The sequence below is a fragment of the Streptomyces olivochromogenes genome (assembly GCF_001514115.1).
GTDB classification, from domain to species: domain Bacteria; phylum Actinomycetota; class Actinomycetes; order Streptomycetales; family Streptomycetaceae; genus Streptomyces; species Streptomyces olivochromogenes.
In genome coordinates, this window is the sequence record NZ_KQ948469.1 from 11,978 (window position 1) to 31,602 (window position 19,625).

Annotated in this window: 15 protein-coding genes; 9 read left to right on the forward strand and 6 right to left on the reverse strand. The window is 71.1% G+C overall.

Annotation, left to right across the window (positions count from 1 at the left end; genetic code table 11):
- Window positions 1-81: 81 nt before the first annotated feature.
- The 4 genes from AQJ27_RS38000 to AQJ27_RS38015 all read right to left on the reverse strand — a co-directional run bounded on the left by AQJ27_RS38000 (window position 82) and on the right by AQJ27_RS38015 (window position 4,450).
- Entirely contained in the window at window positions 82-1,206 is a 1,125-nt protein-coding gene (locus AQJ27_RS38000) for a PP2C family protein-serine/threonine phosphatase (protein WP_067379195.1), read from the reverse strand.
- A gap of 673 nt (window positions 1,207-1,879) precedes the next feature.
- On the reverse strand, window positions 1,880-2,959 hold the full coding sequence (locus AQJ27_RS38005) for a sensor histidine kinase (RefSeq protein ID WP_067379198.1): 1,080 nt from the start codon (window positions 2,957-2,959) through the stop codon (window positions 1,880-1,882).
- On the reverse strand, window positions 2,952-3,635 hold the full coding sequence (locus AQJ27_RS38010; RefSeq protein WP_067379200.1) for a response regulator transcription factor: 684 nt from the start codon (window positions 3,633-3,635) through the stop codon (window positions 2,952-2,954). The genes AQJ27_RS38005 and AQJ27_RS38010 overlap by 8 nt, the downstream gene beginning before the upstream one ends.
- A 104-nt stretch (window positions 3,636-3,739) precedes the next feature.
- A complete protein-coding gene (locus AQJ27_RS38015; RefSeq protein ID WP_067379203.1) occupies window positions 3,740-4,450 on the reverse strand; it encodes a VanZ family protein in 711 nt (236 codons plus the stop codon).
- A gap of 454 nt (window positions 4,451-4,904) precedes the next feature.
- Here AQJ27_RS38015 and AQJ27_RS38020 point away from each other — a divergent pair, with 454 nt between their 5' ends.
- The 4 genes from AQJ27_RS38020 (at window position 4,905) to metX (ending at window position 12,643) form a co-directional block, all read left to right on the forward strand.
- Complete coding sequence (locus AQJ27_RS38020) at window positions 4,905-7,814, forward strand: helix-turn-helix transcriptional regulator (RefSeq protein WP_067379205.1); 2,910 nt, start codon at window positions 4,905-4,907, stop codon at window positions 7,812-7,814.
- Window positions 7,815-7,953: 139 nt separating this feature from the next.
- Window positions 7,954-9,582: a S53 family peptidase gene (locus tag AQJ27_RS38025; protein WP_067379206.1), complete on the forward strand. Its 1,629-nt coding sequence runs from the start codon at window positions 7,954-7,956 to the stop codon at window positions 9,580-9,582.
- Between the two features lie 551 nt (window positions 9,583-10,133).
- A complete protein-coding gene (locus tag AQJ27_RS38030) occupies window positions 10,134-11,495 on the forward strand; it encodes a bifunctional o-acetylhomoserine/o-acetylserine sulfhydrylase (RefSeq protein ID WP_079065547.1) in 1,362 nt (453 codons plus the stop codon).
- On the forward strand, window positions 11,492-12,643 hold the full coding sequence (gene metX / locus AQJ27_RS38035) for a homoserine O-acetyltransferase MetX (protein ID WP_079065562.1): 1,152 nt from the start codon (window positions 11,492-11,494) through the stop codon (window positions 12,641-12,643). The genes AQJ27_RS38030 and metX overlap by 4 nt, the downstream gene beginning before the upstream one ends.
- A 35-nt stretch (window positions 12,644-12,678) precedes the next feature.
- Here the strand turns inward: metX and AQJ27_RS38040 are convergent, their stop codons facing one another.
- Complete coding sequence (locus AQJ27_RS38040) at window positions 12,679-13,653, reverse strand: sulfurtransferase (RefSeq protein ID WP_067379208.1); 975 nt, start codon at window positions 13,651-13,653, stop codon at window positions 12,679-12,681.
- Between the two features lie 455 nt (window positions 13,654-14,108).
- Here AQJ27_RS38040 and AQJ27_RS38045 point away from each other — a divergent pair, with 455 nt between their 5' ends.
- The 5 genes from AQJ27_RS38045 (at window position 14,109) to AQJ27_RS38065 (ending at window position 18,821) form a co-directional block, all read left to right on the forward strand.
- Entirely contained in the window at window positions 14,109-15,041 is a 933-nt protein-coding gene (locus tag AQJ27_RS38045) for an ABC transporter substrate-binding protein (protein WP_067379210.1), read from the forward strand.
- Window positions 15,042-15,167: 126 nt separating this feature from the next.
- Complete coding sequence (locus AQJ27_RS38050) at window positions 15,168-16,205, forward strand: ABC transporter substrate-binding protein (protein WP_067379215.1); 1,038 nt, start codon at window positions 15,168-15,170, stop codon at window positions 16,203-16,205.
- Window positions 16,202-16,975 (forward strand): ABC transporter permease, encoded by a 774-nt coding sequence (locus AQJ27_RS38055; protein WP_067379218.1) that lies wholly within the window; start codon window positions 16,202-16,204, stop codon window positions 16,973-16,975. Before AQJ27_RS38050 ends, AQJ27_RS38055 begins: the two co-directional genes overlap by 4 nt.
- Window positions 16,972-17,742, forward strand: a complete 771-nt coding sequence (locus tag AQJ27_RS38060; RefSeq protein WP_067379221.1) for an ABC transporter ATP-binding protein — start codon at window positions 16,972-16,974, stop codon at window positions 17,740-17,742. The genes AQJ27_RS38055 and AQJ27_RS38060 overlap by 4 nt, the downstream gene beginning before the upstream one ends.
- Window positions 17,739-18,821, forward strand: a complete 1,083-nt coding sequence (locus tag AQJ27_RS38065; protein ID WP_067379224.1) for a phosphotransferase enzyme family protein — start codon at window positions 17,739-17,741, stop codon at window positions 18,819-18,821. Before AQJ27_RS38060 ends, AQJ27_RS38065 begins: the two co-directional genes overlap by 4 nt.
- A 93-nt stretch (window positions 18,822-18,914) precedes the next feature.
- Here AQJ27_RS38065 and AQJ27_RS38070 read toward each other — a convergent pair whose 3' ends face one another.
- The gene (locus AQJ27_RS38070) at window positions 18,915-19,616 is read right to left on the reverse strand and encodes a GntR family transcriptional regulator (protein WP_067379227.1); all 702 of its coding nucleotides are present in this window, start codon (window positions 19,614-19,616) and stop codon (window positions 18,915-18,917) included.
- Window positions 19,617-19,625 lie beyond the last annotated feature (9 nt).

Here is a 19,625-nt window from a genome sequence, read left to right on the forward strand (position 1 = left end):
GAGCATCGTCTGCCATGACCCGAGGCAGGACAGGCAGCGGGCGCTTCGGCCGCCTGAGGCGCGGGCTGCTCCTGTCGCAGCTCACCATGGCCCCGGCATGCGCTCGATCGCCACCATGGCGGCATCGTCATCCAGACAGCCGCCGGCGTGGTGCAACAGGTCCGCGCACAGGTGGGCCAGGAGAGCGTCGGGACCTTTGCCGGACTTGCCAGCCACCCGTTCCGCGAGTGGGTAGAACGTGCCGTTCCGGTCGCGGGCCTCGATGACGCCGTCCGTGTAGAGAAGGGCGATGTCGCCGGGCTCGAAGGCGAATGTTTCCGGGACGAGTTGGGATTCCACGAATTCGGTGAGACCCAGAGGAGGTGCCGGGTGGCGCACCTCGAGCAGGCCGACCTGGCCGCCGCGCAGCAGCAGGGGCGGGGGGTGCCCGCAGTTGATCATGTGAAGGGCCGGCTCGTGGTCCGGGACGTCCAGTACGGCGGCGGTGATGAACGCCTCTCCGCGATCCTCGGCCTCGCCTTGAGGGGCCGCGGGGTCGTCCAGGTCCGAGGAGACGGTTCCCTCCAGGAAGGCGACCAACGCGGGCAGGTCGGCCTGTCTGTGGGCCGCGGCCCGGAATGCGCCGAGAAGGAGGGCGGCATCCCCGACCGCCTCGAGGCCCTTGCCCCTGACATCGCCGATGACGATCCGCGTTCCTTTGGCCGTACGGGCTGCGGCATACAGGTCGCCGCCGATCTGCGCCTCGGTCTCCGCGGCCAGGTAGACGGAGGCGATGCGCAACGGGCCGATCCGGTGGGGAATCGGCTTGAGCACCACTTCTTGTGCGGCCATAGCCACCGAGCGGAGCTGGCTCACTTGCCTTTCGTGGCGTCCTCGCAGGTGGGCGAAGAAGGTCACGAGCGCTGACATCAGGATCAGAACGATGAGCTGGAAGGTGTGGTTCAGATCGATAAGGCTGGTGCGGATCACCGCGACGACGGTCTGGGCGAGGACGGCGAGCGCGCCGACGAGGCCGGTCGCCCAGGGCCCGGCGAACGACGCCGTGAGAGCGGGTGCGGCGACCAGAAAGGGCCCGAGGTGGACGCTGGGCGGAGCGAGTATGTCGACGACCGTGACAATCGCGATCAACGCGATCGGTACCACCAGCAGGGCATGACGTGGCTCCCCTGACAAACCGTGATCTTTACCGAGTCGCCCAGAAACCATATGTCCTGGATACACCGCATCGCGCCCCGGCGCCCGTGCCGACAGGCGGCACTCCTACCGCGCCTGCGGCACCCCACGGCCGGGAGCGCCGATCACCAGGTCTGGCTGTGCCGCCGAAGGTGCCCTTGCCCTGGTCGGCACGGCCGCCCGGACGCTGAAGGGGCGGGCGGCCCCGGCTCGTCTCCGGCGCCACGCTCGCCGAAGTCCCCCCACTCGCTTGATCCCCCGACGCCGCAGATAGGCGTGGCGTGGTTGTCGCGGCGCGGGCGTGATCCTGATCGACTCCTGAGAGGACACGGAGGTGGTCGCAGAGGCCACCGACGGCCTCGCCGCAACCGATGCCGGCTGCGCCGACGCCGCCGACCTGCAGGGCACCCGACTATTTATCCTCACCACGTTCCGAACCGACATCCTCACCACGTTCCGGACCGACGAGCACGTCGCTCGGGCGCTGCGCGTCGGCGCGAGTGGCTTCCTCGGGAATAGCACCACCGCCGACGCGCCCCTCGACGGCATCCGCACCGTGGTCTCCGGAGAGGTCCTCCCGTCCCCCGCGACCACGCGCTCCCTCATCACGGGCACTTCGACAAGAGCTGGCGTCACGGGTGAAAGACCTGGACGTACCCATGCCGGGCGACAAGCTTCTGCTTCTCTTCCCGGGCGGGGGCGCTGCCTACGCCGTGCCGGGAAGCCGGACCGTGACGAGGAGACCGCCGGCGGGGCCCGGGAGGAGGTCGAGCGTCCCGTCGTGGGCGCGGACGATGCTGTCCACGATGGCCAGGCCGAGGCCGACGCCGACGTGTTCGTCGGTGCGTACGCGTTCCGTTCCGCGCTGGAAGGGTTCGGTAAGGGTCGGTACCAGTTCCGGTGGGAGCCGACGGCCCGTGTTCTCGACCCGCAGCACGCTCGTGTCGCCGTGCGCCTCGGTGTGGACCGTCACGGTGCCGCCGACGGGGAGGTTGTGGACGATGGCGTTCTGGACGAGGTTCGTCACCATCCGCAGCAGGAGCTCCGCGGAGCCGCTGGTCTGGGCCGCCCCGCCGGTGACGTCGAGCGTGATCCGGCGCCGTTCGGCGAGGGGAAGCAGCGCTTCGGCGGCTTCTTCGGCGATGAGGGAGAGGTCGACACTCTCGCGGGTGAAGCTTCCGCGGTCGCCGCGGCTGAGCAGCAAGAGGGCCTCGGTGAGGTCGATCGCCCGCGTATTGACAGCGTGCAGGCGTTCGATGAGTTCGCCCCGGTCCCGCGTGGGGTCCTTGCGGGCGACGTCGAGGAGCGTCCGCGAGATCGCCAGCGGGGTGCGCAGTTCGTGGGAGGCGTTCGCGGCGAACCGCTGCTGCTCGGCGACGTGGGACTCGAGTTGTTCGAGCATCGAGTCGAACGCGTCGGAGAGTTCACGGAACTCGTCCTGGCGGCCCTTCATGCGGATCCGGTGGGACAGCGACCCGTTCCCGGCCATCCGTGCCGCATCCGTGATCCGGGTGAGGGGTGCGAGCATCCGGCCGGCGAGGATCCATCCCCCGACGAGGCCGAACACGAGCAGGAAGACCATCGCCACGGCCGCGGCGGGGGCGAAGGTGTGCACAAGGAGGTAGCGGTTGGGCGAGATCCCGAGAAGGCCCTGGGAGTTGTCGGGTACGTAGCGCAGCAGGAACACCCACACCACGGCCAGCAGCAGAGCACCGGCGACGGCGAGGAACCCGGCGTAGCTGAGCGTGAGTCTCAGTCGGGCGCTGAGCCCTGGGCGTCTATGCATGCGTACTGCCGGGGCGGTTGGTGTCGATGCGGTAGCCGACACCCGGCACCGTGGCGATGATCCATGGTTCGCCGAGCCGTTTGCGCAGTGCGGAGACGGTGATGCGCACGGCGTTGGTGAGGGGGTCGGCGTTCTCGTCCCAGGCCCGTTCCAGCAGCTCTTCGGCGCTGACGACCCCGCCCTCGGCGGCGACGAGGACTTCAAGGACGGCGAACTGCTTACGGGTCAGCGCGACGTAGCGTCCGTCGCGGAAGACCTCCCGGCGGAAGGGGTCGAGCCGCAGGCCCGCGATCTCGCGGACCGGGGGCCGGGCGTACGCGCGCCTGCGGTCGAGCGCCCGCAGCCGCAGGACGAGTTCCCGCAGTTCGAACGGTTTGGTGAGGTAGTCGTCGGCGCCGAGCTCGAACCCGGAAGCCTTGTCGTCGATCCGGTCGGCAGCGGTGAGCATGAGGATCGGGATGCCGCTGCCGGAGGCGACGATGCGCCGGGCGACCTCGTCGCCGGAGGGGCCCGGGATGTCCCGGTCGAGGACAGCGAGGTCGTAGGAGTTGACGCCGAGCAGTTCCAGGGCGGAGTCGCCGTCGCCGGCGATGTCGGCGGCGATCGCCTCCAGCCGCAGGCCGTCACGGACGGCTTCGGCCAGGTAGGGCTCGTCCTCCACGATCAGTACGCGCATGTCTGAAGCCTAAGCAGCACCGCTTATCGCCGACGTATGCAAAAACGGGTGCACTGCCCGGTGCATTGACGGGTGCACTGACGGGTGCGCACCGGACACGCGACTCAGCTTGCCGGTGCCGGCGCGGGGCGAGGCCGGTCCGACGGCGTTTCCGCCGCAGTGCGCCACCAGCGGCGCGACGCCAGCGCGGCCAGCACGGCGCCGACGGCGTTGACCAGCACGTCGTCCACGGAGGACACCCGGTCGAGCCGCAGGACGTACTGTGCGGTTTCGACCAGGACCGAGCAGCCCGCCCCGAGCGCCAGGATCCGCGGCAGGGACGCCAGCGCCGTGAACCGCATCGGGGCGAAGAACCCCAGCGCAGCGAAGACCAGCAGGTTGCCGACGATCCCGAGCGGCCCCATCGTGACCAGGTCCCGCAGTGGTACCAGGCTCACCCGGGCGGGCACGGTGCCGGCCCCGCCGCCCGGCATCATGGTCAGCCACAGGAACGGCACCGTCCCGTGGACCATGCCCACCTCGGCCAGCGACTTGCGCCACGCCCACGCCGATGTGACGCCGGCGGCACGCCGACGGCTCGCCAGAGCCCACACCACCAACGCGGCCAACGGCAGCGCGACCAACGTCATGAGCACCACACCGTTGAACGTGTCGAAGCAGCCGTGCCACCGCCCGGCCATGCACCTCGGAGCGGACATCATGAGCGGCCGCCGCACGACGAACACGGCGCTCGCCGTGCCGAGGACCGCCAGGCCGAGGAGCACGATCCTGCGCGCGCGGCGGGTTGGTGCTGACAGGGATGCGTCGTGGTTCATGCCCCCATTGGAGACGGAGGGCCGTTGCGGTGGGGTATGCGATTTTCGATACGCTCGCGATACACGCAATCCCCGCCGGCACGTGGCAATCAGCAACACCCGGACCGCGGAACGCGACCCGCGCCATCAGCCGTCATGGTTCGGTATGAGTGTCCGTCATATCGCTTGTCCGGTGAGGGCGTTGCTCGTAGCGACAGACGCCAAGACCTCCCGATGACCTCTGAGCACTTTGTGACGCTCACCCGCAGGGAACTGGCGTACAGGCGGCGTGACAGACGTCATTGACAAGCCGAATCCACGAAGGTTGTCATGAGCACATGCTGCGATGCCTTGGGACCTGCTCCACTCGCCGAGCCGACGGCTCCGCCCTCGGCGCCGGTCGTTGCCCGTCACCGGGCGCAGCGTGCGCGACGGCCGCGAGTGCCACCACCAGGGCAAAGGGCGGCCGGCTGCCATGGGACTACGGTCATTGACCGGGCGCCGCGAGCTGCTCGACACCGCCCGGGCCGAGTTGACGGCCCGTCCCGGAGTGCTCTTCCACGGTCCCGCAGGGATCGGCAAGTCCGTGCTCGTGACCGCCCTCTTGGCGTCCTTGGCCGCGCACGACCGGCCGGCCGGCACGGTGCTGCACTGCTCGCCCGCGGAGGAGGACACCCGGCTCCCGTTCGCCGGCCTCATCGACCTGTTCGCGCGCGTGCCGGACAGCTGCCTGGAGGCGCTCGCGCCCGCGCCCCGGGCGGCTCTGCGGGCGGCCCTGCTGCGCGGCCGGGAACCGGTCGACGACCAGAGCCGTCTCGCGGTGCGCGTCGCCGTCCTGGAAGTGCTGCGAAACCTCGCCGCCACCGGCCCCGTTCTGCTGGTCATCGACGACCTCCAGTGGCTCGACGGGCCCAGCGCCGAGGTGCTCGCCTTCGTCGTACGCCGCGTCGAGGGCCTCGACATACGCGTGGTGGCCGCCGAGCGGGTGGCCGACGGCGAGCAGCCCGAACGGCTGCGCTGCTGCCCGCCGGGCACGGTCGAGCTTCCCGTGCCGCCGCTGGCGGACGGCGAGGTGGCACACCTCGTGCGCACCGGCATCGGTGCCGACCTGCCGCCGGCGGTGCTGCGGGCCATCCAGGACGCCGCTGCCGGTAACCCGTGGTACGCACTGGAGTTGGGGCGGGCGGCCACGCGCGAGGGAGGGCCCGTCGGCTTCGGCCGGACGCTGCCCGTACCCCGAAGGCTACGTACCCTCCTGCTGAACCAGGCGCGTACGCTGCCGGAAACAGTGCGGCACACCCTCCTCGTCACGAGCGCCGCCGCCCGCCCCAGCCTCACTCTGCTGCGTGCCACCGGGCTCCATGACCCCGCCGCGGACCTCGCGGAGGCCGAACGACTCGGTGTCGCGACGGCCGACGCCGACGGAACCATACGTTTCCGCCATCCGCTGATCCGGGCCGCTGTCTATGCCGACGCCCCGGAGTACAGCCGCCGGCAGGCACACGCCCTGCTGGCTCAATCGGTCACCGAGCCCGTGGAGCAGGCCCGCCACCTCGCTCTCGCCCACCCGCACGAGGACGAGACCACCGCCCGCACGCTGATGTCCGCGGCCGAGTCCGCACGCCGCCACGGCGCACCCGACGCCGCCTTCGAACTGGCCGAGCTCGCTGTCCGACGCACTCCAGGCGACCGCTCCGCGGATCGCGCCGACCGGCTGCTGGCCGCGGCCGAGTACGCATGCGACGCCGGACAACTGGAGGAGGCGGGCCAGGCGGCCGAGAGCGTCCTCGCCGAGTCGGGCTCCGCACGGCAGCGGGTGCGGGCCCGGCTGATCCTGCTGCGCAACGCCGGGCAGGCCCTGGAAGGCACCCATGACCTGATCGAGGAGGGCCTCCGGGACGCCGACGGCGACCCGGCGGCCGAGGCATGGCTGCACCACTGGGCGGCGGTACGCGGCCTGCTGTGCGGGGAGTTGGAGGAGGCGGCCCGGCATGCCCGGCGCGCTGCCCGGCATGCGGCCCACGCGGGCGACATCGACACCCGGATCGGGGCGCTCGCCACCCTGGCCCGGGTGCGGTCCCTGGCCGGGGCACCGGTCGCCGCCGACGCCGCGCTCGAGGAGGCACTCACTCTGGTCGGCGGCGCCGACGCCGGTCCGGAGAGCTGGGGGCTGATCCGGATGCGGGCGATCCTCGCCCTGGACTCCGACAAGGTGACCGAGGCCCGGGACCAGGTCGGCGGACTCCTTGCGGAAATAGGCGAGTTCGCCGGGGTCGAGGAGGTCATGGCGACCTTGGTGTCGCTGACCCGTATTCAGGTGCGCTCCGGGGACTGCCGGGAGGCGCTGCGCACCGCCGCCCGCTGCTCGCGTGCCATGGCCGAGACGGGCGTACAGGCGGCTCCGGCGCTGTATGCGGCGGCGCTCGCGGCGACCGCGGGCGGCACCGCCGACGAGGCCCGACACCTCGCCCAGCAGGCGGTACGGGCCTCGGAGGCGGACGGCGACCGGTTGTTCCTGCTGCGCGCGCTGGCGGTGCTCGGGCAGGCCGAGCTGCTCGTCGGCGACCCACGGGGGGCTGCGTCCGCGGTCGAGGCGCTGCAACGCGTCAAGGAACTCGGCGAGGCCATGTCCGCCGCCGACCCGCCCTTGCTGCACTGGTACAGCGACTTGGCCGAGGCCCTGGTCGTCCTGGGCGAGACGGACGCGGCCGGGGCCGTGCTCCGCGAGGCCCGCACGCGTGCGTCCGGCGATGCGCCCGGGAGCGTCGTGGCAGCTCTGGAGCGGGCGGAGGGGCTGCGTGAGGCGGGGCTCGGCCGGGCGAAGGAGGGGGCGGTACGACTGCGTGCGGCCGTGGACCGCCTACGCCAACTTCCGTTGCCCGTGGAGCTGGTACGCACCCTGATCGCGCTCGGCGCGGTCGAGCGCCGCGCCCGCCACAGGAACGCGGCGCGTGCGGTCCTCGGCGAGGCCCTGGAGACCGCCACACTGATCGGCGCCGCTCCGCTGGCGGCGCGGGCCAGGGACGAACTGGCGCGGCTGGAAGCCGGAGAGCGGAGCGGCGAGGCAGGCGCGGGCGGGCCCGAACTCACCCCCACGGAAGCCAGGATCGCCGGACTGGTCGGCGGCGGGGCCACCAACCGGGAAGTCGCCGCAGAGCTGTTCATCAGCGTCAAGACGGTGGAAGGTGCCCTGTCGCGGGTCTACCGCAAGGTCGGGGTCCGCTCGCGCACCGCGCTGGCCCATGCGATGGCGGTAGCCGTCATCGCGTCCGGGGCGGCCGTGGATTCCGGCGAGGACGACCAAGTCAAGCCCCCGGCCCAGGCGGTGATGACAAGTCAGCCCGGCCGTGTCCGGATTCCCCGTACGCGCGGCACACGCCGTTGACGTGACATCCGCAGTTCACGTGACATCCGCAGTTAACACGCAACGCAAGGGTTCCCCCGCTTATGCGGGTGGGGCTGATGTTCCTACGGTGAAGCCGTTCCGCTTCCGGGACACCACCCCCACTCTCCGGAGGACTTCAGTGAAGTCACGCCTGAAACTGCTCGGCCTGGTCGCCGTGCCGGCCCTGCTCGCCGCCGCCGTCCCCACCGCCTACGCCGCCGGCACCCCCCAGCCGCACTCGACCCGCGCGGCCATCACCGGAGATGTCCTGAAGGGCCTGAACCACAACGCGACCCACACCGGCAGCGTCGCCGCCGGGAAGCGGATATCGGTGGCGATAAGCCTGGCCCCCAGAAACGACAAGGCGCTCGACACCTTCGTCGCCCAGGTCAGCAACCCGCGGTCGAGCTCCTACGGGCATTACTTGACGAAGCATCAGTTCGCGGCCCGATTCGGCCGGACCGATGCCGAGATCAAGCAGCTCAAGGAGTACCTGCACGCGCAGGGGCTCACCGTCGGCACCGTCCACTCGGGGAACCTGCTGGTCGACGCCAGCGGTACCGCCGCCCAGCTGGAGAAGGCCTTCGGCACCAAGCTGTCGACCTGGAAGGACGCAGCGTCGGGCCGCGCGTTCTACGCCAACGACACCGCGCCGACCCTGCCGACCGCCATCGCCTCCCTCGTCAGCGACGTGGCCGGCCTCAACAACCGCGCCCAGCTGCATCACCAGGCGCCCTCCACCGTCACCCCGCGCAACGGCCCGGGCGGCGGCTACACCCCGCTACAGCTCAAGGGTGGCTACAACGTCTCCGGTACGTACACCGGCAGCGGCCAGAAGATCGCGCTGCTGGAGTTCGACGGCTTCCAGCAGTCGAACATCACCAAGTACGACACCAACTACAGTCTGGGCTCGCCCACTCCGACCGTGCAGAAGGTGGACGGCGGTTCCGGTTCGCTCGGCGACGGCCAGGTCGAGGTGGAGCTGGACATCGAGGTCCTGCACGCGATCGCCCCCAAGGCGAACGTCACCGTCTTCGAGGGGCCCAACTCCGACGCCGGTGAGGTCGACACCTACCAGGCCATCGTCGACAGCGGCATCCCGACCACGTCGATCAGCTGGGGCGCCGCCGAGAGCGCGCGCACCACATCCAACATCAACGCCGTGGACGCCGTCTTCAAGGCGGGCGCCGCCGAGGGCCTCGGCTTCTACGCGGCCTCAGGAGACGACGGCTCCGACGACGCGGGCGACGGCGGCACCTCCGTCGACTACCCGGCCAGCGACCCGTACGTCACCGGTGTCGGCGGCACCAAGCTGACCGTCACCTCGTCCAACGCCTGGAGCAAGGAGGTGGCCTGGTCCGGGGGCGGCGGCGGCAAGTCCTCCGTCTTCAAGATCCCCAGCTGGCAGACCGCCGTGCAGAAGAGCGCAGGCGGCGGCTACCGTCAGGTACCGGACGTCTCGGCCCACGCCAACCCCAGCCCCGGCGTCTCGATCTACTCGCAGGGCAGCTGGAGCTCGGTCGGCGGCACCAGCGCCGCCGCGCCCGAGTGGGCGGCGTTCGCCGCGCTGTACAACCAGCAGGCCGCGGCGGCCGGCAAGGCCAACCTCGGCTTCGCCAACCCCGCCCTCTACACGGCGAGCGGCACCGGCTTCCACGACGTCACCAGCGGCAGCAACGGCGCCTACTCCGCCGCCACCGGCTGGGACTTCACCACCGGATGGGGCTCGTACAACGCCGCGACCCTGGCGAGCAAGCTGCTCGGCTGACCTCCAGCGGATGTGAGTGCCAACCAATAGGGTGCGGGTCGGGATCACTCCCGGCCCGCGCTTCGGGTCTGTTCCCGTCCCTGCGTTCCGAATGCGTCGCACATGAGTCCGCTGGCGGGTTCGGCTCGCGGAGTGGACTGCTGGACCATCCCGCCACCAGCCGCCGCACCGATGCGAGCAGGAATCATGCGTGTCTGTCCGATGGCTTCAGGCCGGATCAGAGCACACGCGTGCGGGTGCACCCGCCATGTGTCCCGGCGGGTGAGGGCGCACGGTCGCCCGTCAACTCCCCACGTCACGCTGGTGCTTCATGACCATCTGTGGTTACCTGGCTGCATGACCGTGCTCGTGACTCGCCGCCACGTCGACTACGTGCGTGTCACCACCACGGGTTGTTCCGCCGAGAGCTGACGCCCCGCTCCGGCACCTGATCACTCCCCCTCTCCGCACCGTGCTGCCCGCTGCCCCTGCCCGGGCGCGGCGCACAGCCCTGCGGTGCCTTCACCAACCCCGCGCGCCTTCGTACGTCGCACGCCGCACAAGGGAGAAGCATGAGCCAGCCCATCGACTCCGTCACCGCAGGTCACACCCCCGAGGACGAGCCCGTCGGCCCCGACACCTCGGCCTGGTCGTTCGAGACCAAGCAGATCCATGCCGGTGCCGCGCCGGACCCGACGACCGGGGCACGGGCGGTGCCGATCTACCAGACCAGCTCGTTCGTGTTCCGCGACACCCAGCACGCCGCCGACCTGTTCGCGCTGGCCGAGCCCGGCAACATCTACACGCGCATCCACAACCCCACCCAGGACGTCTTCGAGCAGCGCGTCGCCGCACTGGAGGGCGGAGTGGCCGCGGTGGCACTCGCCTCCGGTCAGGCCGCCGAAACGCTCGCCATCCTGACGCTGGCATCCGCCGGCGACCACCTCGTGTCCAGCACCTCCCTGTACGGCGGCACGTACAACCTCTTCCGCCACACCCTTCCCAAGTTCGGCATCGAGGTGTCGTTCGTCGACGACCCGGACGACCTCGAGGCGTGGCGGGCCGCGATCCGGCCGAACACGAAGGCCCTGTTCGCCGAGACACTCGGCAATCCGCGCGGCAACGTACTCGACGTACGAGCGGTGGCTGACGTCGCGCACAAGGCGGGCGTTCCGCTGATCGTGGACAACACCGTGCCGACCCCGTTTCTGCTGCGGCCCATCGAGCACGGTGCCGACATCGTCGTCCACTCCGCGACGAAGTTCCTCGGCGGCCATGGCACCACCATCGCCGGCGTCGTGGTCGACGGCGGCACCTTCGACTTCGGCGCGCACGCCGACCGCTTCCCCGACTTCAGCGAACCGGATCCCAGCTACCACGGGCTGCGGTACTGGCCCGCGCTCGGCCCGGGCGCCTTCGCGATCAAGCTGCGGGTGCAGTTGTTGCGCGACATCGGTCCGGCCATCTCGCCGCACTCCGCCTTCCTGCTCCTGCAGGGCGTCGAGACGCTCAGTCTGCGCATCGAGCGGCACTCCGCCAACGCCCAGGCCCTGGCCGAGTGGCTGGAGCAGCGCGACGAGGTCGCCGCCGTCCACTATCCGGGACTCGAATCCAACCGGTGGTACGCGGCGGGGCAACGCTATCTTCCGCGCGGCGCCGGGGCGGTGCTGGCCTTCGAACTGCGGGACGGGGTCGAGGCCGGAAAGCGATTCGTGGACGCGGTCGAACTCTTCAGTCACCTCGCCAACATCGGGGACGTACGCAGCCTCATCATCCACCCGGCGTCCACCACCCACAGCCAGCTGGACGAGGCGCAGTTGGCGGCGACCGGCACCTCACCCGGACTGGTACGCCTGTCGGTCGGGATCGAGAACCTCGCCGACCTCAAGGCCGACCTGGAGGCCGGGTTCCGCGCGGCCAAGGGCGCGTCCTGAACAGCGTACCGACGCCGTCCGCGGTCCCCCTTCCGCCGGCCTCCGGGGCCTGGTGGGAGGGGGACCCGCCCGGGCGCCGCCAGTGGCATACCCGGGAGAAGCCGCTTGCGCTGGAGGCGGGCGGTGAACTGCCCGGCGTACGGCTGGCGTTCGAGACCTGGGGCCGGCTCGCACCGGACCGCTCCAACGCCGTACTGGTACTGCACGCGCTGACCGGCGACAGCCATGCCGCCGGATCCGCCGAACCCGGTCACCCCACCCCCGGCTGGTGGGACGCCCTCATCGGCGCCGGGCAGGCCCTGGACACGGACCGGTGGTTCGTCGTCGCGCCGAACGTGCTCGGCGGCTGCCAGGGCAGCACCGGGCCGTCCTCGCTCCGCCCCGACGGGCGGCGCTGGGGCGGGGACTTCCCGTTCCTGACCCAGCGCGACCAGGTCGCCGTGGAGGCCGGCCTGGCGGACGAACTGGGCATCGAGCGCTGGGCGTTGGTGATCGGCGGCTCCATGGGCGGGATGCGCGCCCTGGAGTGGGCAGTGACGTATCCGGAACGCACGGACGCGCTCCTGCTGCTCGCCACCACCGCGGCGGCGAGCGCCGAGCAGATCGCCTGGGCGAACATCCAGCTCCACGCCATCCGCGCCGACCCGCACTGGCGCGGCGGCGACTACCACGACGCCGGCCCCGGCCGCGGACCGCACACGGGACTCGGCCTGGCCCGTCGCCTGGCCCACGTCACCTACCGCAGCGAGCCGGAACTGGCGGTCCGCTTCGGCCGGACGCCCCAGGGCACGGAGGACCCGTGGAACGGCGGCCGCTATCAGGTCGAGTCGTACCTCGACCACCACGCCGCCAAGTTGGTGCGCCGTTTCGACGCGGGCAGCTACGTGACGCTGGCGCAGGCCATGAACAGCCACGACATCGGCCGTGACCGCGGAGACACGCGCACCGCCCTGCGCCGGGTGACCGCGAGGACCCTAGTCGCCGGAGTCGACTCCGACCGCCTCTACCCGCCGTCCCAGCAGGCGGAGCTGGCCGCCGCGATCCCTGCCGCGGACCGCCTCCGTCTGATCGAATCCCCCTACGGCCACGACGGATTCCTGATCGAGACGGGGCAGGTCGCCGCGCTCGTCCGTGAACTCGTCGGCTAGCCGCCCGACCGGAGAGGTGCTCGTGAGCCCGGGACTCAGGTGCCCGTCGTGAGCGGCCTGGACGGATCCTGGGACCATTCCTCCAGCGAACCGTCGTACAGGGTGATGTCCTGACGGCCCAGCAGCGTGAGGGCGAGCGCGGTGCCGGCGGCCGAGATGCCGCCGCCGCAGTAGAGGATCACCGGTGACTCCTCGCCCTTGAGGACCGCACCCACGCGTTCGGCGAGTTCGGCGGCAGGCAGAAACCGGCCCGTGCCGTCGAGAAGGCCGCGCCCAGGCAGGCTGAGACTGCCGGGGATGTGGCCGCGTCGGCTGTAACGGGTGAAGGCGGAGCCGTCGAAGCCGCCGGGCGGCAGCGCACACACCAGCGTGCCGGGACGCTCGCCGCGGCTGACGGCCCCCACCGTCTCAATTCCGGTCCACATGCCAGGACGGGGTACGGGGGTGAGGGGGCCGATGGCCGGAGTGGCACTCGCCTCGCCACCACCCGTCTCGTCGCTACCTGTCTCGTCGCTACCCGTCTCGTCTCCACGGGCGATCGGATGTCCGCCCGTCTCCCATGCCTGCCATCCACCGTCCAGTACCGCCACCGGCACGGAGATCGACCGCAGCATCCACCACAGCCGGGCCGCCCAGATGCCACCGCCGCTGTCGTAGGCGACGACCTCCGAACCGTCGCGGACACCGAGCCGTTGCAGGGCGGCGGCCAGCGCCTCCGGTGCCGGGACCGCGAAATGGTACGGCGCCCCCTGGTCCGACAGTTCGCCCGTGAGGTCCGCGTGGCGAGAGCCGGGGATGTGGCGCTCGGCCCACTCGGCGCGACCGGTGCCGGACCGGTGGTCGCCGTCGTGGCGGGGCGACGGCAGCAGCGCGGTGGCATCGAGGACGACCAGCCGGGGGTCGCCGAGGCGGGCGGAGAGCCACACGTCGTCGACCAGCGGTCCGGGAAGCAGGGCGTCGGAGAGCACGGGGTCGGAAAGCACGGGATCGGGGCGCAGAGGGTCGGTCATGGCGGGGATGCTAACCCCGCGGTGCCCGTTAAGGGTGAGCCTGATCTGCGAGTTCTCGTTGGCTGGGCAAGCTCGTCCCACATCGTGGAACTCGTTTGTACAACATCGACTGCTCGGGGTTATGGTTTCGGCCATCTACGCGGGAGCCCCTACCCGGTTGGGCTGAGAGGGCGTCTGGGAGCGGTGTCGACAACTGTCGACCCGGTCCCCATGGGAACGCCGACCGCATCACTTGAGCCACAGTGCCCGCGTAGGAGTACCGCATGTCTTCAGCAGTCGAGCAGCAGTGTCCCCCGGCGTCCGCCGCGGCGGCCCGCTCCTGTTGTTGACCCGCCCGGTCTCCCCTCCCCCTTCTCCTTGCTTTTCGCACCAGGCAGCCAGGCCACGGGCCCGCACGCCTGAGTGCCGTCCGCATTCTGCCGTCTGCCGTCTGCCGTCCACGGAGCCGTCTGCCCATGTCGCACGTCCGAGTCATGCTCGACTACTTCCACCCCTGGCCGAATTCCGCCGGTTTGTACGTGGCCCGGGAGCGCGGCTGGTACCGCGAAGCGGGTCTGGACGTGGAACTCACCGTCCAGGATCCGGGACGCGGCGACACTCTGGAGTACCTGGCCCGGGGCGAGGTCGACTTCGGCCTCTTCCCGCCCAACCGGCTGCTCGCCCGCCGCGCCGCCCCCGGCCGGCCGTTGCTCGCCGTGGCAGCCGTCAACCACCGCGCCCTGGAGGCGATCCAGACCGCCCGCCCCACCGGCATCACCCGCCCCCGCGACCTGGCCGGACGCCGCCTCGCCTACAACCCCACCCCGCGCGGACGCGCCATGGTCCGGCACCTGGTCGCGGCCGACGGCGGCGATCCGGACGCCGTGATCACCGTCGACGCGGGCTACCGCGAGCTGACCGTGGACGACATAGCGGCCGGCGAGGCGGACGCCACCTTCGGCACCTACTGGTCCTGGGACGCCCTGCGCGGCGACCTTCCCGAAGAGCAGCGCCTGACCTGGCCGGTCGACGAGATCGGCGCCCCCCGCTACCACAGCTACCTCCTCGGTACGAGCGAGAGCCTCGCCGACGCCCGCCCCGACCTGATACGCGCCTTCCTGGCCGCCACCGCCCGTGGCTACGCCTCCGCGGCGGCCGACCAGGTAGGCGCCCGCGCCCTGCTGGAACGCGTGATCCCCTACTTCTCGCGCCCCCTGATCGCCCGTTCCCTCAGTCTGGTCGCCCCGACCTGGACCGACGCGAACGGGAACTGGGGGGTCATCGACGAGACCCGCATGGGCCCCTACGCCGACTGGCTCGCGCGGCACAAGGCCGTTCCGCACGCCCGCGACTGGCGGTCGTCGTACACGAACGACCTGCTGGCCACCACCCCGGCAGGCGCCGAATGACCTGCCAGGCAAGGGAACTGACGAGACGCATGGCCATCGACCTCATGCGGGTCGACAGCGCGCTGTGTCGGGCGTGAAGAGGACTCCCACGCCCCCAGCACCAGCGCGCCCATCCGAGGAAACCCCATGAGATCCCGTACGACCGCCCTGTTCGCCGTGACCACCGCCGCCGTCCTCGCCGCGACGGGCTGTGCCGCGCAGGACTCCACGTCCGCCGCCGCCAAGAACGGCACCACCCAGGTCACCCTCGCCCTGGACTGGACACCCAACACCAACCACACCGGCATCTACGTGGCCCAGCAGAAGGGCTGGTTCAAGGCCGCCGGAATCGACCTGAAGATCGTGCCGTACGGCACGACCGCGCCCGAGACGCTGATCGCCGGCCACAAGGCGGACTTCGGGATCTCGTACCAGGAGGGCGTCACCACCGCGCGCGCCGCGGGCCAGGACATCACCTCCGTGTACGCCGTCACACAGAAGACGAACGTCACGGTCTCCGTGCGCGCCGACCGCGACGACGTCAAGTCCCCCAAGGACCTGGACGGCAAGACGTACGCGGGCTTCGGCGCCCCGTATGAGAAGGCCCTGCTCCAGAAGGTCATCCAGGAGGACGGCGGGAAGGGCACGTTCAAGCAGATCACGCTCAACACCTCGGCCTACGCGGCCCTTTACGCGGGCAAGGCGGACTTCGCGATGCCCATGCCCACCTGGGAGGGCCTGGAGGCGAAACTCACGGGCAAGCCTCTCAAGGACTTCCAGCTCGCCGACTACGGCTTCCCGGCCATCTACTCGACCCTCATCGCGTCCTCCGGGCAGTACCTGAAGCAGAACCCCGAGGTCGCCAAGAAGTTCCTGGCCGTGGTCGACAAGGGGTACGCGTACGCCGCCGACCACCCCGATCAGGCCGCCGATCTCCTCATCGCGGCCAACAAGAGCACGCTCACCAACTCGGAACTGGTCAAGAAGAGCGAGGCGTTGCTCGCCAAGGAGTACTACCGCGCCGCCGACGGCACGCTCGGCACCCAGACGGCGAAGCGCTGGCAGGACTTCGCCGACTTCGAGTTCAGGTCCGGCCTGCTGGTGGACAAGAACGGCAAGAAGCTCACCAAGGCGCCGGACGCCTCGACGTTCTTCACCGACGCCTACCTCCCGGACACCAAGTGAGGACGGCCCTGCGGGCGGTCTGGCCGCCGCTGCTCGTCCTCGCCGTGCTCGTGACCGGCTGGCAGGCGTACGTGACGGCCGCCGGCGTCGACCCGACGGTGCTGCCCAGCCCCGGCCGCGTCCTGTCGCAGGGCTGGGCGAACCGTGGCGACCTGTGGGACCAGACGCTGCCCACCCTCCAGGAGACCCTGCTCGGCTTCGCGCTGTCCTTCACCGCCGCCTGGCTGGTGGCCGTGGTGCTGGACTTCTCGGCTGCGGCCCGCCGGGGGCTGTATCCGCTCCTGGTGGCTTCGCAGACCATCCCGATCGTGGCCGTCGCACCGCTGCTGATCATCTGGTTCGGCTTCGGCCTGCTGCCGAAGATGCTGGTGGTGACCCTGACGACGTTCTTCCCGCTCGCGGCGACCCTGGCGGCGGGCTTCGCGGCCACCGACCGCGACGCTATGCGGCTGCTGCGCTCCCTGGGCACGGGCCGGGTGCGCGCCTTCCGGCTGGTCCGGGTGCCGAGCGCGCTGCCCCACTTCTTCACCGGGCTGCGGGTGAGCATCACGTACGCGGTGGTGGGCGCGGTCTTCGCGGAGTACGCGGGCGCCGAGAAGGGCCTCGGGATCTATATGCAGGCGCAGAAGAGCGCGTTCCGCACGGACCTGGTGTTCGCGGCGGTCGCGGTGACCGCCGCGCTGAGCATCGCCCTGTTCGGGGCGACCTGTCTGCTGCAACGACTCGTTCTGCCGTGGGAGCGGGCGCTGGTGAAGGAGGGCCGGTCATGAGTCTCGAAGTGCGGGGCGTGACAAAGGCGTTCGGGTCGCTGGCAGTGCTGCGCGACCTGAACCTCAGCGTGGAGCCGGGTGAGTTCGCGGCCGTGATCGGTCCGAGCGGCAGCGGCAAGAGCACACTGTTCAACCTGATCTCCGGTCTGGACAGGCCTACTTCGGGCGAGATCCTGGTCCAGGGTGCCCCTGCGTCCGTGGCCTCGGGCAAGGTCGCCTACATGCCCCAGAAGGATCTGCTGTTCCCGTGGCGCACGGTGCTCGACAACACGGCGCTGGGGCTTGAGGCCCAGGGAGTGCGGAAGAAGGAGGCGCGGCGCAGGGCCGGGGAACTCTTCGAGGCTTTCGGACTCGACGGCTTCCAGTCCTCGTATCCCTTCGAGCTCAGCGGCGGCATGCGGCAGCGCGCGGCCCTGCTGCGCACCGTCGTTCTGGAGCGGCCCGTGCTGCTGCTCGACGAGCCGTTCGGCGCGCTCGACTCGCTCACCCGCACCGAGATGCAGCTGTGGCTGGCCGACATGTGGCAGCGCTACCGCTGGACCGTCGTCCTGGTCACGCACGACATTCGTGAGGCCGTCCTGCTCGCCGACACCGTGCATGTCCTGTCGCCCCGCCCGGCCACGGTCGTGGAGCGCATCGAGGTGCCGCGTTCCGGCCCGCGCGGTCTCGACGCCCTCTCCGAGCCGGAGTTCGCGGCGACCGAGCGGCGACTGCTGGACTCCCTGAGCGGCCGGGTGAGCCGGGTGAACGAGGTGACGGCCGGATGAGCGCGCTCCTGGCCCACGGCATGGGTACGGAACCGGTGGCCCCCGACTGGCCGCCGCTCACCGAGGCAGAGGTCGAGGCCGTCCTCGGTCCCGTGCGTGTGCTCTGGCGCAGCCCGCGCCCGCTGTCGGCGGCCGCCCTGGTCGAGCGGGGCGGGCGGCGGCTCTTCGTGAAGCGGCACCACAGCGACGTACGCACCTTGGAGGGTCTGGCCGAGGAGCACGCCTTCCTGCGGTATCTGCGAGAGCGGGGTGCGCCGGTCGTGGAGGTGCTGGGGGCCGAGGCGCACGGGGAGTGGGTGTACGAGGTACATACGGCCGGAACCGGAACGGATCTCTACCGGGACGCGCTGTCGTGGTCGCCGTTCGCGTCCGTGGCCCATGCCCGGGCCGCCGGTGCCGCACTGGCCCAACTCCACCTGGCGGCGGAGGGGTTCGGCGCCCCGCGTCGGCGCCCGCAGCCCCTCGTCTCTTCCTTCAGCATCTTCGCGGCGGTCGACCCCGAGGCCGCGCTGGAGGCGTATGTGGCCGAGCGGCCGGCACTGGTGGCGGCGTTGGCGGACCGTCCCTGGCGGGAGGACCTGCGCGCGGTCCATCTTCCCTTCCACCGGCGTCTGCTGCCCCACCTCGGCCGCCTTGAACCGCTGTGGACGCACAACGACTGGCACGCCTCGAACCTACTGTGGGACCCGGCGACCGGCACCGTCTCGACCGTCCTCGACTTCGGCCTCAGCGACCGCACGACCGCCGTCCACGACCTCGCGACCGCCATCGAGCGCAACACCGTCCAGTGGCTCGACCCGTCCCGCCCCGTCCGCCCGGACGACGTGGACGCGCTCCTCGACGGGTACACCTCGATACGCCCCCTGAGCCCCGCCGAGTCGGCCGCCCTGCCCGAGCTGCTGCCGCTCGTGCACGCGGAGTTCGCCCTGTCCGAGCTGGGCTACTTCCACGGCGTCACCGGATCGCGGGCCAACGCCGATCTGGCGTACCGGTATCTGGTGGACCACACCCGGTGGTTCACCACCGGCGACGGGCTCCGGCTCCTCGATCGAGTACGGCTGCGGACACGTCGTCCCTAGTGCCGTATGGGCTGTGAGGGCTGTGCTCCTGTGGCCGGATACTCCTGGGCCTTCGTCACGCCGGCCGCGACGATGTTCTCCCGGCGCACGGGATCACGGCGGAGCGTTCCCGGCGCTGTCACGTCTTCCGGGGCCGACAGGTGCCGTCGTGGACGCCGTTGTCCCGTCCACGCGCACGCGTTGCCGTATGCGCCGGTCCCGGTCGTGTCCGTGGTGCTGGAGCATGGCGATCCGGGCCGCCTCGGCGTCCTGGGCCCGGATCGCCTCGGTGACGGCGCGGTGTTCGGCGAAGGCGGCGGTGAACGTGTCGGCGACCTCGGGCGTGCGCCAGGGCGCGCTCGTCTTCACCTGCGCGTCAAGGGTCTGCAGGAAGGCGACGACGGTCCCGTTGTGGGCCGCATGGCGTACGGTTTCGTGCCAGTCGTTCAGGCTCCGTCGAATCTGCGCGGGATCCTCCAAGGACTGGGCGTGGTCGAGCAGGGCGTCCAGCCGGGCCAGGTCGACCGGGCCGCGGCGCAGCGCCGCCGACGCGGCGGCCGTGGCGTCCAACACCGCCTGAATCTCGAACAGTTCGAGCATCTCCTCGTCCGACCGCAGGCGCAGCGTGAACCCGCGCCGCGTGGGGACCAGCAGCCCGTCCCGCTCGAGCAGGGCCAGGGCCTCGCGCACCGGGGTACGGGAGACCTCGAACTCCTCACTCAGCGCGAGCGGTACGAGCGAGGCGTCCGGCGGGTAGTACCCGGAGGTCAGCCGTTGCCTGAGTTCGTCGTAGATCGTGTCCCGTGTGCTCTTCATCCGCTTCCT